Here is a 14,947-nt window from a genome sequence, read left to right as displayed (position 1 = left end):
CAGAAATGACAAAAGACGCGAAAAACCTGATCGTCGGCCTCGACATCGGCACCTCGAAAGTGGTGGCGGTGGTAGCCGAAGTGATGTCCGACGGGCGCCACGAAGTGATCGGGCTGGGCCAGCACGAATCGAAGGGCCTGAAAAAAGGCGTGGTGGTCAATATCGAGGCCACGGTGGAGTCCATCCAGCGCGCGCTGGAAGAGGCCGAGCTGATGGCCGACTGCAAGATCCGCAATGTGTACGCGGGCATTGCGGGCAGCCATATCCGCAGCTTCAATTCCAGCGGCATGGTGGCCATCAAGGACAAGGAAGTGACGGCGACCGACGTGGCGCGCGTCATCGAGACGGCAAAAGCGGTTAACATTCCGACCGATCAGCAATTGCTGCACACGGTGCCGCAAGAGTTCATCGTCGACAGCCAGGAAGATGTGCGCGAGCCTATCGGCATGAGCGGCATCCGCCTGGAGGTGAAGGTGCATATCGTCACCGGCGCCGTGTCGGCGGTGCAGAACATCGTCAAGTGCGTGCGCCGCTGCGGCCTGGAAGTGTCGGACCTGATCCTGCAGCCGATGGCGTCCGCCGATGCGGTGCTTACGCCCGACGAGAAGGAACTGGGCGTGGTACTGATCGACATCGGTGGCGGCACGACCGATGTGGCGGTATTTTCCGATGGCGCGATCCGCCATACGGCAGTCATCCCCATCGCCGGCGACCAGATCACCAACGACATCGCCATGGCCTTGCGCACCCCGACCGCGGAAGCGGAAGAAATCAAGATCCGCTATGGCGTGGCCAAGCAGGTCCTGGCCGACCCCGGCGAATCGCTGGAAGTGCCTGGCCTGGGAGACCGCGGCCCGCGCAACCTGTCGCGCCAGGCGCTGGCGGCAGTGATCGAGCCGCGCGTCGAGGAGCTGTTCGCCATGGTGCACCAGGTGGTGCGCGAATCCGGTTATGAAGGCGTGCTGTCGTCGGGCATCGTGCTCACGGGCGGCACCTCCATCATGCCCGGCATGGTGGAAATGGCGGAAGATATTTTCCTGAAACCGGCGCGTCTGGGCACGCCCGAGTATCGGGGACAGCTGGCCGACGTGGTGCGCAGTCCGCGCTATGCCACGGTATTGGGCCTGCTGCTGGAAGCGAAGAAGCAATACCTGCGCGGCCACATCGTGACGCGTCAGGACGGCTCGGTGAAGGCAGTCTGGCAGCGCATGAAGGAATGGTTTTTAGGGAATTTTTAAGGGCATGATTTTCGCCCGGCAGGACAGGTTTTTTGGCAGCATCGCAGGTACACACACATAACTTTATTTTATATTTAACCGCAGTTTTCAATCTCCAGTTCTCCTACCAATATGAGGCCTGGCGCTTGGAAACCGCATCTGATAGGAGCACATCATGGAGTTCGATATGGTCGATAACACAGCTTTAGGTACCGTCATCAAGGTCGTCGGCGTCGGCGGTGCGGGTGGCAATGCAGTCCAACACATGATCAACAAAGGCATGTCGGGCGTGGAGTTCATTGCCGCCAACACCGACGCACAGGCCCTGTCGACATCGAAGGCCCACAACATCATCCAGATCGGCGATACCGGTCTGGGCGCCGGCATGAAGCCTGCCGTCGGCCGCCAGCTGGCCGAAGAATCGCGCGCGCGCATCGCCGATTCGCTGCGCGGCGCGCACATGGTCTTCATCGCTGCCGGCATGGGCGGCGGTACGGGCACGGGCGCCGCTCCTATCGTGGCCGAAGTGGCCAAGGAACTGGGCGCGCTGACGGTGGCCGTGGTCTCCAAGCCATTCTCGTACGAAGGCCAGAAGTGCATGGACATCGCAGACGAAGGCCTGGAGCAGCTGTCCCTGCACGTCGATTCGCTGATCATCATCCTGAACGAAAAGCTGGAAGAGATCTACGAAGACGAAAGCATGCTGGAATGGATGCAGCACGCCGATGATGTGCTCAACAACGCGGTGGCCGGCATTGCCGAGATCATCAACGTGCCTGGCCATATCAACGTCGACTTCAACGACGTGAAAACCATCATGGGCGAGCAGGGCAAGGCCATGATGGGCACGGCGACGGCTTCCGGCGTCGACCGCGCGCGCATCGCCGCCGAACAGGCTGTCGCTTCGCCGCTGTTGGATGGCATCGACCTGTCCGGCGCGCGCGGCGTGCTGGTCAACGTCACGGCCAGCCGTGGCTTGAAAGGTAAAGAGATCAAGGAAGTCATGGCTGCCGTGCGCGCGTTTGCCGCGCCGGACGCGTCGATCGCGCAAGGTATCGCCTACGACGACGCCATGGGCGACGACATCCGCGTTACCGTGGTGGCCACGGGCCTGGGCCGCGCCAAGAAAAACATCCAGCTGGTACCGCAGCAAGTGCTGCGCACCGGCACCCACAACAGCCCGTTGACCCCGTCGGCTGCCATGGGTAGCGCGCAAGCGGCGACGACGACGGTTGGCGTGGCTACGCCGGCAGCCGGTTTCGACGGCATGAAGGCGCCGGCGGTATGGCGTCGCGAATCGGCTTCCGAGCAAGTACGCGCGATGGAAAAGAATGGCATGGAGACGTATGACATTCCTGCCTTCCTGCGTAAACAGGCCGACTAAGGTGATGTGATGCATGCAACGATGACGGCGGCCTGAGGGCCGCCGTTTTTTTTTGCCGGTTTTTGACTTTTGACTTTGCCTTTCCGGCCATTTTCTGCACAAATACGGCAAGTCAGGCATACTATCGCGCTGAGCCAGCATCATGCTAGCCGAACCAGAATACACGCGTTTTCCGCCCGGCCGGGCGGCGAGCGTTTTCCACCGACAGCACACAAGGAGTCAACATGACCATCAAGATCGGCGACACCCTGCCAGAAGGCACCCTGGCCGAATTCATCGAAAGCGAAACCGAAGGTTGCGCACTGGGCCCGAACACGTTCAACGTGCAAGACCTGGTCAAGGGCAAGAAGATCGCCATCTTCGGCCTGCCAGGCGCGTACACCCCGACCTGCTCCGCACAGCACGTGCCAGGCTACGTCAAGCACGCCGCCGACCTGAAAGCCAAGGGCGTCGATGAAATCTGGTGCATCTCCGTCAACGACGCGTTCGTGATGGGTGCCTGGGGCCGTGACCAGAAAGCCACCGGCGTGGTGCGCATGATGGCTGACGGCAACGCCGCCTACAGCAAGGCCCTGGGCCTGGACGCCGATTTTTCCAAGCATGGCATGGGCACGCGCTCGCAGCGCTACTCGATGCTGGTCGACAATGGCGTCGTGACGCAATTGAACATCGAGCAAGGCGGCAAGTTTGAAGTGTCGAATGCCGAGACGCTGTTGGGCCAACTGGCTTAAGCGCTTCCTGTCCGCATGAAAACGGCGCCATCGGCGCCGTTTTTACGTTTACTGTACTGAGGGTTTCGTCGCCTCGAACATGGCCGCATCGATGCTGAACGAATAATCGTCCTGCAGCGCGAAATACCGGCGCGCTTCCTCGGGCGCGCCATCGAACAGGTTGCGGATGGCCGCCACTCTTTCGATCGGCGTGCGCATGCGCGCCACCCACTCGTCGAACTGCATCGTCAGTTTCCACACGCTGCGCAAGCTGTGCGTAAAGCCCGCGTTATCGAACTTGGCGCCCCATTCGCAGGTGCGGTAGTCGCGCACGTGCGAAGCGTCGCGCAGCATTTCCACCGTCTGCAGCGTGCTGTCGTACAGGGCCGTTTTCGGCGCGACGATGTCGACCACTAATAAGGTGCCGTTCGGGCGCAGCACGCGCCACGCTTCGGCCAGGGCTCCCGCCACATCGTTCCAGTGATGCGCGGAAAAGCGGGTGACGACCATGTCGAAGCTGGCGTCGGCAAACGGCAGGCGGGCCACATCGCCCTGCTGCGTGCTGATGTTGTGCAAGCCGCGCTGCGCCCTGGCGTGGTCGACCACGTCGAGCATGGGTTGCGCCAGATCGTAGGCGACGACGGAAGCTGCCACGGGGGCGACGGCAAAGCTGGCATGGCCTGCGCCGCAGCCCAGGTCCAGGACGACGGGCTTGCCGTGGCGGCGCGCGCATTCCTGCATCAGCACCAGGTCGGCGCCTTGCGCATGTACGGCGCTGCTCAGGTAGGCATTCGCCGTCTTGCCAAACTGTTCGGTAACGACATCGTGCTGCTGCATGGTTTTCTCCTGTGGATGGGTGAGTTCCTGCAGAATAGGGATAAAATTATCCTGTAACAAGACCATAACTTATACTGGTATATCTACTACCATGCACCGCTGTCATGTCGAACAAACTCGCTGAATTCATCCGCGCCCGGCGCGAAGCCGTCACCCCCGCCATGGCTGGCTTGCCCGGCGGCGGGCGGCGGCGCACGCCGGGCTTGCGGCGCGAAGAGCTGGCACAGCTGTGCGATGTCAGTCCCACCTGGCTGACGTGGCTGGAGCAGGGGCGGCCCGTGTCGGCATCGGCCAGGATGCTGGCCCGCCTGGCGCAGGTGCTGCAGCTGAGCACGGCCGAGCGCGCCTATCTGTTCGAGGTGGCCGACAAGCATGACCCCAGCCACGGGACGGGCGAGGGCAGTGGTCCTGCTGCCGCCGAGCTGGCCGCCATCGTTGCCGCCATCGACGCGCCCGCGTACATCCTCGACCGCGCATGGAATGCCGTGGCGTGGAACGGGGCGGCATCCACCTTGTTTGCCGGCTGGCTGCATGACGATGCGGCCGCACCGAACCAGCTGCGCTTCATGTTCCTGGACGCGGGGGCGCGCGACCTGGTCATCGGCTGGCCTGAACGGGCGCAGCGCCTGGTGGCGGAGTTCCGCGCCGATATCGGCCGGCAGGCGGACCAGGCGCCGCTGGCCGGCCTGATCGCGGAACTGGCTGACGCCAGCTTTGAATTTCGCCTATGGTGGGGCGCGCAGCAGGTGCAGGGCCGCGATGGCGGCTTGCGCCAGTTCCAGCATGCGCAACAGGGACTGCTGGCGTTCAATCAGGTGACCCTGCACCTGGCGCGCCAGCATGAACTGAAACTGGTGATGCTGTTGCCTGTGTCATAAGGTAAAACGGCCGCGCTTGTTATAATCTGGCTGACCGCCTGGCCCTGCCTTTCCAGACCATGCGGTCCTGGCTCCGGCCGTCGCCATGATGACGGTCCCGCTCTTTCGCCAGGAGTCTGTCCTGATATCCCGCAATCCCAACCTGCGCAGCATCTATGTGATGCTGATCGCCGTCGCCATGTTTTCCCTGATGGACACGGCCATGAAGCTGTTGTCCGCCCATTATCCTCCCATGCAGGTGACGGCCTTGCGCGCCCTGTCGTCGTTGCCGCTCGTCTGCCTGTACCTGCTGTACCGCGGCGCCTTCAAGAACGTGCTGAAGGTGCGCTGGCCGCTGCACTTGCTGCGCGGCGCCCTGGGCGTGCTGATGATCACGCTGTTCGCCTACGGCTTGAAGCGCATGTCGCTGGCCGAGACATATGCGCTGTTCTTTGTTGCCCCCTTGTTCATCACGGTCCTGTCGGTGTTTATCCTCAAGGAAAAAGTCGACTTCGCGCGCTGGTGCGCCATCGCCGTGGGCCTGCTGGGCGTGCTGGTGGCGCTGCGCCCCGACGGCTCGGGATTCTTTTCGCTGGCCGGGCTGGCCGTACTGGGCTCGGCTGCCTGTTACGCCATTTCCGCCGTGACGGGACGCATCCTGAGCCGCACGGACGCCAGCGAAAGCATGGTCTTCTGGCTGATGGTGATGATGGCCCTCGGCGGCGTGGCCCTGTCGGCGCATGAGTGGGTGGGTATCCGCCGCGAAGACTGGTGGCTGCTGGCGGGCTTGTCACTGAGTGGCTTCCTGGGCCAGCTGGCCATCACGGAAGCATTTCGCCATGGCAAGGCGTCCAGCGTGGCGCCGTTCGAATACTCGGCCCTGGCATGGGGCATGGCCCTGGACTGGATGCTGTGGCGTGCCTTGCCCGACGAATACACCTTGATCGGCGCGGCCATCATCATCGGCAGCGGCATTTATCTGGTGCGCCGCGAAGCCGTGCATGCGGAAAGCGAACATCCGTGATGAGCCGTTGTGGTATTTCTGGCGTGGGCGATGCCGCGCCGCAACGAAAATCCGGCAAATAGATATAATCGACAGATGTTAAAACAACGCACTATCAAACAACAGGTCCGCACCATCGGTGTCGGTTTGCACTCTGGCACCAAGGTCGAGCTGATCTTGCGTCCTGCCGCGATCGATGCGGGCATCGTATTTCGCCGCATCGACCTCGATCCCATCGTCGAGTTTCCCGCCAGCGCCATGGCCGTGGGCGATACGCGCATGGCTTCCGTGCTGATCAAGGATGGCGCCAGGGTTTCCACCGTGGAACATCTGATGTCGGCGGCGGCCGGCCTGGGTGTCGACAATATGTACATCGACGTGAATGCGGAAGAAATTCCCATCATGGACGGTTCCGCCTCGTCCTTCGTCTACCTGCTGCAGCAGGCGGGCGTGGAAGAGCAGCAGGCGCCAAAGAAATTCATCAAGGTCATCAAGCCCGTGGAAGTGCGTCACGGCAAGGGTGACGCGGAGAAATGGGCGCGCTTGTCGCCGTACGACGGCTTCAAGCTCGATTTCTTCATCGAATTCAACCATCCTGCCGTCGATGGCACGATGCAGCGCGCTTCCGTGGATTTTGGCGACGTGTCGTATGTGCACGACGTGGCGCGCGCGCGCACCTTCGGTTTCATGCAGGACGTGGAAAGCTTGCGCGGCATGGGCCTGGCCCGTGGCGGTTCGCTGGAAAACGCCATCGTCATGGACGAGTACCGCATCCTCAACGCCGATGGCTTGCGCTATGAAGACGAGTTCGTGCGCCACAAGATCCTCGACGCCATCGGCGACCTGTACCTGGTGGGCCATCCCCTGCTCGCGTACTACACGGCGCACAAGTCAGGCCACGCGCTGAACAACCAGCTGCTGCTGGCGTTGCTGGAGCAGCCGGAATCCTATGAAATCGTGTCGTTCGCCACGAACGAGGCGGCGCCGCAATCCTACCTGCGCCAGATGGAACGCGAGTGGTCCTTGACTTGACGGCCGTTGCTGTTTTTAAATAATTTTAGGACTAGGGAGCACCTGAAAAATGTTCAGGGCAAGGCGCATTGCCGCAGGCAGTACGAATAGTACGGCCAGGCAATGCAACGCCGCCATGGACTTTTTCTCAGGTGTTCCCAGGTTCGCGGTGGTGGCGGACCATATTGCGCAGCGCCGCGATCAATTGCTCGTTCTGCTTCGACGCGGGCAGTGCCGTGCTCAGCTCTTCCAGGGCCGACATGGCTTTTTCCGGCAAGACCAGCGCCCGCGTATGCACGATGGGCGCGATGCTCTTGATGACTTGCACTTTCAGCTTGATGCCTGAAATCTGCCAGCCCTTTCTTTCCAGTTCCCCTTGCAGTTTCGGCAATTGCTGCTTGAGCTTGGCCGCCAGCGCCGCGTTCGGCGTGGCCAGCACGAGCAGGCCGCCCTCGAATTGCAGGATGTCGCAATGCTCGAACATGGCCGGCAAGGCCTTGGCGCAATCTTTTTGCAGGGCGGCCAGGCGCGTGACGGTGGGCATCAGGGAGGCCATCGTCGCATTGCCGCGCAGAAAATCGGTTGCGCCCGTGACGGCCGGGCCTGAACGGGCAAAGCCGTAGCCGCGGCGCGGTGCCGGAGAATAAGTGGGAGTTCGCATGGCCGAAACATAGCACACTCGCCCGCGCATGACGAGTGCGGCGGCGGGTGCGGCGCAGGCGGGCGGGCCGTATTGCCTTACAGTATGGAAAATGTCCGCAATTTCTGCCATTTGTTTGTCATTAAGCTATTGTTATATGGCGCATTACCCCAACCATGTCGGGAACGCATGATAAAATCATCGTCTTTTGCCATAGTCGAACTCCGTGCGGTGACGCGATTACTACCTCGTTGTTCCCTACCGAGCTTTTTTTAACGGCGTTTTTTCAAGAATTCAAGCATGTCATTACTGACCCAGATTTTCGGTAGCCGCAACCAGCGGCTGCTCAAGCAATACCAAAAAACGGTACGCGAGATCAATGCGCTCGAGCCGGCCATCGAAAAGCTGTCGGATGCCGAGCTGCAAGCGAAGACGCCTGCCTTCAAGGAACGCATCGCCGCTGGCGAATCGCTCGATGCCTTGTTGCCGGAAGCATTTGCCGTCTGCCGCGAGGCCAGCAAGCGCGTCCTGCGCATGCGCCATTTCGATGTGCAGATGATCGGCGGCATGGTCTTGCATTTCGGTAAGATCGCGGAGATGGGCACGGGCGAGGGCAAGACCCTGATGGCAACCTTGCCAGCCTACCTGAATGCCTTGTCGGGCAAGGGCGTGCATATCGTCACCGTCAATGATTACCTGGCGCAGCGCGATGCCGAGACCATGGGTCGCCTGTATGCATGGCTGGGCCTGTCGACTGGCGTGAACATGTCGCAGATGGAGCACAGCGCCAAGCAGCAGGCGTACAACTCCGACATCACGTATGGCACCAACAATGAATTCGGTTTCGACTTCTTGCGCGACAACATGGTCTACGAAGCGCGCGAGCGCGTGCAGCGCAGCCTGAACTTCGGCATCGTCGATGAAGTCGACTCGATCCTGATCGATGAAGCGCGTACGCCGCTGATCATTTCGGGTCAGGCCGAGAACCATACGGACCTGTATCACAAGATCAATGAAGTGCCTGCGCGCCTGACTTTGCAGATCGGCGAAGAAACACCGGACGGCAAGGGCAAGGTTGACGTGCCGGGCGACTATACCAAGGATGAAAAGGCGCACCAGGTGCTGCTGACGGAAGCCGGCCATGAAAAGGCCGAAGGCATCCTGATGGAAATGGGCCTGCTGCCGGAAGGCGCTTCGCTGTACGATTCGGCCAACATCACCCTCGTGCACCACCTGTATGCGGCCCTGCGCGCGCATGCGCTGTACTTCAAGGATCAGCACTATGTGGTGCAGAACAATGAAGTGGTGATCGTCGATGAATTCACGGGCCGTCTGATGACGGGCCGCCGCTGGTCCGATGGCTTGCACCAGGCCGTCGAAGCGAAAGAAGGCGTCAAGATCCAGAACGAGAACCAGACCCTGGCCTCGATCACCTTCCAGAACTACTTCCGCATGTACGCCAAGCTGGCCGGCATGACCGGCACGGCCGATACCGAAGCATACGAATTCCAGGAAATCTACGGCCTGGAAACGGTCGTGATCCCGCAAAACCGTCCGCTGCAGCGCAAGGACCGCCAGGATCAGGTCTACAAATCGTCGGCGGAAAAATACAACGCGATGTTGAACGACATCCGCGACTGCTACGAGCGCGGCCAGCCCGTGCTGGTGGGTACCACCTCGATCGAGAACTCGGAACTGCTGTCGGGCATCCTGACCAAGGCCGGTTTGCCGCACAACGTGCTGAACGCGAAGCAGCATGCCCGCGAAGCGGAAATCATCGCCCAGGCAGGCCGTCCGAAAGCCATCACCATCGCCACCAACATGGCAGGTCGCGGTACCGATATCGTGTTGGGCGGTAACGTCGAAAACCAGATCAAGTTCATCGAAGCCAATGCTGAACTGAGCGATGCCGACAAGGCAGCCCAGTCGCAGACCTTGCGCGATGAATGGCAATCCCTGCACGACCACGTGGTCAATGCGGGCGGCTTGCACATCATCGGCACCGAACGCCACGAATCGCGCCGCGTCGACAATCAGCTGCGTGGCCGTGCTGGCCGCCAGGGCGATCCGGGTTCGTCGCGCTTCTACCTGTCGCTCGACGACGCGCTGCTGCGCATCTTCGCCGGCGACCGCGTGCGCGCCGTGATGGACCGTTTGAAAATGCCGGAAGGCGAACCGATCGAGGCAGGCATCGTCTCGCGTTCGATCGAATCGGCCCAGCGCAAGGTGGAAGCGCGCAACTTCGACATCCGCAAGCAATTGCTGGAATACGATGACGTCGCCAACGACCAGCGTAAGGTCATCTACCAGCAGCGTAACGAGCTGCTGGAAACGACCGACATCTCGGAAATGATCGGCTCGCTGCGCCACGGCGTGTTCACCGACCTCGTGCACGAGTACGTGCCGCACGAATCGGTGGAAGAGCAGTGGGATATCAAGGGCCTGGAAAACACCCTGGCCAGCGAATGGCAGCTCGACTTGCCGCTGCAGCAAATGCTGGAAGCCGATTCGACCCTGACGGACGACGAGATCCTGGAAAAAGTGCTGGCCGCGGCCGATGCCGTGTACCAGTCGAAGATCGATATCGTCGGCAAGGAATCGTTTGGCGGCTTCGAACGCAATGTCATGCTGCAAAGCGTGGACAGCCACTGGCGCGAACACCTGGCGGCGCTCGATCACCTGCGCCAGGGTATTCACCTGCGCGGTTATGCGCAGAAGAACCCGAAACAGGAATACAAGCGCGAAGCGTTTGAACTGTTTGGCCAGATGCTCGACATGATCAAGAACGACGTCACGAAACACGTGATGACGGTACGCATCCAGTCGCGCGAAGAAGTCGATGCAGCCGAACAGGCAATGCAACAGTCGCACGTGGAAAACGTGCACTACCAGCACGCTGAATTCGACCCGAACGCTGCGCCGGAAGAGCTGCTGGCGCCTGTGGCCGGCGGCAACATGGACAACGTCGACGACATGAGCGTGAGCATGGGCGTCAAGGTTGGCCGTAACGACCCATGCCCTTGCGGCAGCGGCAAGAAGTACAAAGCCTGTCATGGAAAATTGGCGTAAAGCCGGTTTGACAGCTTGAACAAGAACGGAGACCACGGTCTCCGTTTTTTTTATGCCCGGATGTCTTGCGCGGTCCCGGCTCAGGGAAAGGCCCAGTATTGCGGCGCCTGCGACGGAATGCCCTTCAAGCCGCCGCGATTTTTTGCCCGTTGCCCCGTCTTGATCATGGTGGCGATATCGGTCAGCAAGACGCGGTTGCTGGCGAAGTAGTCGTGCCCCATGAAGTTCATGATGACGGCCGAGGCATCGACGAGCTCCATGCCGGGGATGCTGACGACGGGGCCGCGGATGTCGCCTATCCTGTCCCAGTCGGCAAAATTGTAGGAAGCGCGGATGGCCTTGTCGTTCGCGGAAGCGTACAGGGTGGCGGGGAGCTTGAGGCTGGCAAAACGGGGGGCGATCTGGTCGCGGAAGACATCGGCATTGATGTCAGGCGCTGCCAGCACCACCTGCTTGAACAGGGGCAGCAGTTCGGGGCGTTTTTCCAGCAGGTTGGCCAGGGCCACGGTCATCGGGCGGTTGCCCATGCTGTGGGCGATGAGGTAGATATCGGTGGCGGACGAGTGCGCCGCGAAGTCGGCCAGGAAGGCTTGCAGGTGCGCCTGCGTCCATTCGGCGGAATTCTGGTCGAATTCATAGCCGGCCAGGGTGCCTTTCGATGGCCAGCTGTAGAACACGGGCAGGGCGCCGATATCGAGGTCGACCGCCATCTGCGCCGTGCGCCGCGCGGCGTCGTCAAAGGAATTGCTGTAGCCATGGATGTAGATGAAGGCGGCGTGCCGTTCCGGGGCGGCCTGTATCCTGGCCTTGACGGTGGCGAGAAAATCCTCGCGCGACAGGCGCGTGGCTTCCTTGATCAGCACATATTTTTGCGCATTGTCGCTGGACAGGATGGCGTACCAGGGCGGCAACGGCAGTTCGCCCGGCGCTCTTTTTTCAGGGATGCTGACGAGGACGCTGCCGTAGCTCAGGTGGGGCGCGGCGCGGTTGGGCTGCCAGCCATAGCTGCGGCTGCTGGCCTGGTATTGCCTGTCTGTGGCGTAATACACCGTGACGTGCACTGCGCCGGCCGGCGGTGGATCGTTGCCAGGCTTGGCCATGCCGCTGCTGCCCGTGAGCATGCCGCTGCTGCCGGCCAGGTTGCCCAGATTGCCGACCAGGCCGCCGATGCCTGACCATGAGCTGCTCCATGGGAAGGTTGGCGGTGGCCGTCCCACCCCGCTCGCGGGTGGAAATTCTGCGGCTGGCGGCGTTTCAGCGGCCGGCGGCGCTGTGGATGCCAGATCGGTGACGTGGCCAATGGCATGACCGGCCGCTTCACCTGGCAGCGTACAGGCCGTCAACGAGGCCAGCAGGCAAAACAGGCAGCATAAACACCATAGACGTAACGGGCGTGCCGAGCCTGAATCGCTGCGATGCATGCGGTAGGGTTTTCCGTGCGCCATGACTCCCCTCCCCGGGCGCTTGTGCGAGACGCGTGATCGTCGGTTCTTACACCTTAGCCCCGCCAGGCGGCGGCGTTCTGATAAATCGCAAGCCTGGTCATGTTGCCGACCGGCTTCGCGACTGCCCTGGCCGCCGCGACGATTCCCTTGCCGCATGTTCACCCGAGCCGCGAAGGCGCTACAATAGCGCTTCCCTTTTCCCTCGCAGAAGAAATCACCATGGCCGTCAATTCTCCCAAGCCCGTCGCCGCCGACTTGAAAGCCGTCGCCGGCATTGAAATCGGTGTTGCCGAAGCCGGCATCAAGAAACCCAACCGCAAGGATTTGCTGGTATTGAAACTGGCGCCGACGGCCACCGTGGCTGGCGTGTTCACCTTGAACCGCTTCTGCGCCGCGCCCGTGCAAATCTCGAAAGCCAACCTGGCCGCCGTGACGGCTGGCGCCGCGCCGATCCGCGCGCTGCTGGTCAACACGGGCAACGCGAATGCGGGCACGGGCGAATCGGGCCTGGCCGACGCGCAGGCCAGCTGCGCCGCGCTGGCCGAGCTGCTGGGCTGCACGCCGCAGCAAATCCTGCCGTTTTCCACCGGCGTGATCCTCGAACCCTTGCCTGTGCAGCGCCTGGTCGCCGGCTTGCCGCAAGCCGTCGCCGCGCTGACATCGGATAACTGGTTCTCGGCCGCCGAAGCCATCATGACCACCGACACGCAGCCGAAAGCCGGTTCGCGCACGGTCACCATCGGTGGCCACGCGGTCACCCTGACGGGCATCAGCAAGGGCGCCGGCATGATCAAGCCGAATATGGCCACCATGCTGGGTTTTCTTGCATTTGACGCCACCGTGGCGCAACCGGTGCTGGACCAGCTGGTGAAACAGGCGGCCGACAAATCGTTCAACTGTATCACCATCGACGGCGACACGTCCACCAATGACTCGTTCATGCTGGTCGCCACGGGCGCCGGCAGCCTGGTGATCGATTCCATCGATTCGCCGCACTATGCTGAACTGGCCGCCGCCGTGACCGAACTGTCTACTTTTCTCGCGCAAGCCATCGTGCGCGACGGCGAAGGCGCCACCAAGTTCATGACCGTGACCGTGGAAGACGGCCGCAACGTGGAAGAGTGCCGCAAGATCGCCTATTCCATTGCTCATTCGCCGCTGGTGAAAACGGCCTTCTTCGCCTCCGACCCTAACCTGGGCCGCATCCTGGCCGCCATCGGCTATGCGGGCGTGGACGACCTGGACGTGGGCCAATTGAACCTGTACCTGGACGACGTGTGGGTGGCCAAGAATGGCGGCCGCAACCCGGACTACCAGGAGCAGGATGGCCAGCGCGTGATGCAGCAAAGCGAAATCACCATCCGCGTGAAGCTGGCGCGCGGCGACGCCACGGCCACCCTGTGGACGTGCGACCTGTCGCATGATTACGTGTCGATCAACGCCGACTACCGCTCATGACCAGCCTCGATCAATTCCTGATCCGCGCCGAGCGGGTGCTGGCGCGCCTCGAGTCGATCTTGCCGCCGGCCTTGCCGGCCACCGACTGGAACAGCTTTGCCTTCCGCTGGCGCCGGCGCCAGGGAGCGGCAAGCCATCTGCAGGCAGTGGAGCACGTATCGTCCATCGCTCTGGATGACTTGCACAATATCGGCACGCAAAAGGCGCAGATCGAGCAGAACACGCGCCAGTTCGTGGCCAGCCGTCCGGCCAACAACGTGCTGCTGACGGGCGCGCGCGGAACGGGCAAGTCGTCGCTGATCAAGGCTTGTCTGAACCAGTTCGCTGACCAGGGCCTGCGGCTGATCGAAGTGGACAAGGCGGACCTGGCCGACCTGCCCGACATCGTCGACCTGGTGGCGGCGCGCCCCGAGCGCTTCATCATCTTTTGCGACGACCTGTCGTTCGAAGAGGGCGAGAGCGGCTACAAGGCGCTGAAAGTGGCGCTCGACGGCAGCATCGCCGCGCAATCGGACAATGTGCTGATCTACGCCACCTCGAACCGCCGTCACCTGATGCCGGAACGGATGTCGGACAACACCAGCTACAAGACGGACGACGATGGCGACCTGCATCCGGGCGAGACGGTGGAAGAGAAAATCTCGCTGTCCGAACGCTTCGGCCTGTGGCTGTCGTTCTACCCGTTCAAGCAGGACGATTACCTCGATATCACGGCGCACTGGCTCGCTTCGTTCGGCTGCACGCCGGAGCAGATCGCCGCGGCGCGCGGCGACGCCCTGCGCTGGGCACTGCAGCGCGGTTCCCGTTCAGGCCGGGTGGCGTGGCAATTCGCGCGCGACTATGCTGGGAAACTACCTGCGGGAAAGTTGCCGCAATGAGCGAAGCGAAAGTCACACCGGTGGACGTCGCCGTCGGTATCCTGATGAAGCCGAATGGCGACGTGCTGCTGGGCCAACGCCCGGCCGGCAAGCCGTATGACGGCTATTGGGAATTTCCTGGCGGTAAAGTGGAGCCGGGCGAAGCCATTTTTGACGCCTTGAAACGCGAGTTTGTCGAGGAGCTGGGCTTGCATATCGATACTGCCGAAGCCTGGTGCGGCGTCGAATATGTGTATCCGCACGCCCATGTGCGCCTGCATTTCTATATCAGCCGCGAGTGGCGGGGCGAGCCGCAAAGCCTGGAAGGACAGGCGTTCGCCTGGCAAGGCACGGTCGGCGTGGAACCCTTGCTGCCGGCCACCATTCCCCTGCTGGAATGGCTGGACGAGGTACGTCGCGAATCGCTGGCGCCTGCCTGATCCCAACTTGTGCCAGCAG

Annotated in this window: 13 protein-coding genes; 10 read left to right on the top strand and 3 right to left on the bottom strand. The window is 61.9% G+C overall.

Annotated features, from left to right (window positions below):
• Positions 1-5: 5 nt before the first annotated feature.
• From ftsA to CSQ92_RS24215, 3 genes are all read left to right on the top strand, one after another.
• Positions 6-1,238, top strand: a complete 1,233-nt coding sequence (gene ftsA, locus CSQ92_RS24225) for a cell division protein FtsA (RefSeq protein WP_010394955.1) — start codon at positions 6-8, stop codon at positions 1,236-1,238.
• Positions 1,239-1,392: 154 nt separating this feature from the next.
• The gene (gene ftsZ, locus CSQ92_RS24220; protein WP_034784974.1) at positions 1,393-2,601 is read left to right on the top strand and encodes a cell division protein FtsZ; all 1,209 of its coding nucleotides are present in this window, start codon (positions 1,393-1,395) and stop codon (positions 2,599-2,601) included.
• 224 nt (positions 2,602-2,825) lie between these two features.
• Complete coding sequence (locus tag CSQ92_RS24215) at positions 2,826-3,332, top strand: peroxiredoxin (protein WP_070290164.1); 507 nt, start codon at positions 2,826-2,828, stop codon at positions 3,330-3,332.
• A 48-nt stretch (positions 3,333-3,380) separates the two neighbouring features.
• Here CSQ92_RS24215 and CSQ92_RS24210 read toward each other — a convergent pair whose 3' ends face one another.
• Positions 3,381-4,148: a class I SAM-dependent methyltransferase gene (locus tag CSQ92_RS24210; RefSeq protein WP_099395634.1), complete on the bottom strand. Its 768-nt coding sequence runs from the start codon at positions 4,146-4,148 to the stop codon at positions 3,381-3,383.
• Between the two features lie 104 nt (positions 4,149-4,252).
• Here CSQ92_RS24210 and CSQ92_RS24205 point away from each other — a divergent pair, with 104 nt between their 5' ends.
• The 3 genes from CSQ92_RS24205 to lpxC all read left to right on the top strand — a co-directional run bounded on the left by CSQ92_RS24205 (position 4,253) and on the right by lpxC (position 7,040).
• Positions 4,253-5,026, top strand: a complete 774-nt coding sequence (locus tag CSQ92_RS24205) for a helix-turn-helix transcriptional regulator (protein WP_099395633.1) — start codon at positions 4,253-4,255, stop codon at positions 5,024-5,026.
• Between the two features lie 160 nt (positions 5,027-5,186).
• Positions 5,187-6,029: a DMT family transporter gene (locus tag CSQ92_RS24200; RefSeq protein ID WP_092613109.1), complete on the top strand. Its 843-nt coding sequence runs from the start codon at positions 5,187-5,189 to the stop codon at positions 6,027-6,029.
• 75 nt (positions 6,030-6,104) lie between these two features.
• A complete protein-coding gene (gene lpxC / locus CSQ92_RS24195) occupies positions 6,105-7,040 on the top strand; it encodes a UDP-3-O-acyl-N-acetylglucosamine deacetylase (protein ID WP_099395632.1) in 936 nt (311 codons plus the stop codon).
• A gap of 127 nt (positions 7,041-7,167) precedes the next feature.
• Here lpxC and CSQ92_RS24190 read toward each other — a convergent pair whose 3' ends face one another.
• Positions 7,168-7,680, bottom strand: coding sequence for a DciA family protein (locus CSQ92_RS24190; protein WP_099395631.1), 513 nt, complete (start codon positions 7,678-7,680; stop codon positions 7,168-7,170).
• Between the two features lie 279 nt (positions 7,681-7,959).
• Between CSQ92_RS24190 and secA the strand changes: the two genes are divergently transcribed.
• A complete protein-coding gene (gene secA, locus CSQ92_RS24185; protein ID WP_092612985.1) occupies positions 7,960-10,728 on the top strand; it encodes a preprotein translocase subunit SecA in 2,769 nt (922 codons plus the stop codon).
• Between the two features lie 80 nt (positions 10,729-10,808).
• On the opposite strand, the gene CSQ92_RS24180 is transcribed toward secA, so the two are convergent.
• The gene (locus CSQ92_RS24180; RefSeq protein ID WP_180277106.1) at positions 10,809-11,945 is read right to left on the bottom strand and encodes an alpha/beta hydrolase; all 1,137 of its coding nucleotides are present in this window, start codon (positions 11,943-11,945) and stop codon (positions 10,809-10,811) included.
• Between the two features lie 447 nt (positions 11,946-12,392).
• Between CSQ92_RS24180 and argJ the strand changes: the two genes are divergently transcribed.
• The 3 genes from argJ to CSQ92_RS24165 are packed head-to-tail and all read left to right on the top strand — an operon-like array spanning position 12,393 to position 14,928.
• Positions 12,393-13,631 carry a bifunctional glutamate N-acetyltransferase/amino-acid acetyltransferase ArgJ gene (gene argJ / locus CSQ92_RS24175; RefSeq protein WP_034784989.1) on the top strand — a complete coding sequence of 413 codons (1,239 nt, stop codon included), beginning with the start codon at positions 12,393-12,395 and terminating at the stop codon, positions 13,629-13,631.
• Entirely contained in the window at positions 13,628-14,509 is an 882-nt protein-coding gene (locus tag CSQ92_RS24170; protein WP_099395629.1) for an ATP-binding protein, read from the top strand. Before argJ ends, CSQ92_RS24170 begins: the two co-directional genes overlap by 4 nt.
• Positions 14,506-14,928, top strand: coding sequence for an NUDIX domain-containing protein (locus CSQ92_RS24165; RefSeq protein WP_099395628.1), 423 nt, complete (start codon positions 14,506-14,508; stop codon positions 14,926-14,928). Before CSQ92_RS24170 ends, CSQ92_RS24165 begins: the two co-directional genes overlap by 4 nt.
• Positions 14,929-14,947: the final 19 nt, after the last annotated feature.

The organism is Janthinobacterium sp. BJB446 (assembly GCF_002735655.1).
Lineage (GTDB): Bacteria > Pseudomonadota > Gammaproteobacteria > Burkholderiales > Burkholderiaceae_D > Janthinobacterium > Janthinobacterium lividum.
Note: the sequence above shows the minus strand (reverse complement) of the source record. Positions and strands in the feature narration are given on the sequence as shown.

Bases quoted from the DNA above. Each gene is read 5' to 3' on its own strand.
- CSQ92_RS24200 (WP_092613109.1), top strand. From the start codon at position 5,187: ATGCTGATCGCCGTCGCCATGTTTTCCCTGATGGACACGGCCATGAAG.
- CSQ92_RS24210 (WP_099395634.1), bottom strand. From the start codon at position 4,148: ATGCAGCAGCACGATGTCGTTACCGAACAGTTTGGCAAGACGGCGAAT.
- CSQ92_RS24170 (WP_099395629.1), top strand. From the start codon at position 13,628: ATGACCAGCCTCGATCAATTCCTGATCCGCGCCGAGCGGGTGCTGGCG.
- CSQ92_RS24215 (WP_070290164.1), top strand. From the start codon at position 2,826: ATGACCATCAAGATCGGCGACACCCTGCCAGAAGGCACCCTGGCCGAA.
- argJ (WP_034784989.1), top strand. From the start codon at position 12,393: ATGGCCGTCAATTCTCCCAAGCCCGTCGCCGCCGACTTGAAAGCCGTC.
- lpxC (WP_099395632.1), top strand. From the start codon at position 6,105: ATGTTAAAACAACGCACTATCAAACAACAGGTCCGCACCATCGGTGTC.
- CSQ92_RS24190 (WP_099395631.1), bottom strand. From the start codon at position 7,680: ATGCGAACTCCCACTTATTCTCCGGCACCGCGCCGCGGCTACGGCTTT.
- ftsA (WP_010394955.1), top strand. From the start codon at position 6: ATGACAAAAGACGCGAAAAACCTGATCGTCGGCCTCGACATCGGCACC.
- secA (WP_092612985.1), top strand. From the start codon at position 7,960: ATGTCATTACTGACCCAGATTTTCGGTAGCCGCAACCAGCGGCTGCTC.
- CSQ92_RS24165 (WP_099395628.1), top strand. From the start codon at position 14,506: ATGAGCGAAGCGAAAGTCACACCGGTGGACGTCGCCGTCGGTATCCTG.
- ftsZ (WP_034784974.1), top strand. From the start codon at position 1,393: ATGGAGTTCGATATGGTCGATAACACAGCTTTAGGTACCGTCATCAAG.
- CSQ92_RS24205 (WP_099395633.1), top strand. From the start codon at position 4,253: ATGTCGAACAAACTCGCTGAATTCATCCGCGCCCGGCGCGAAGCCGTC.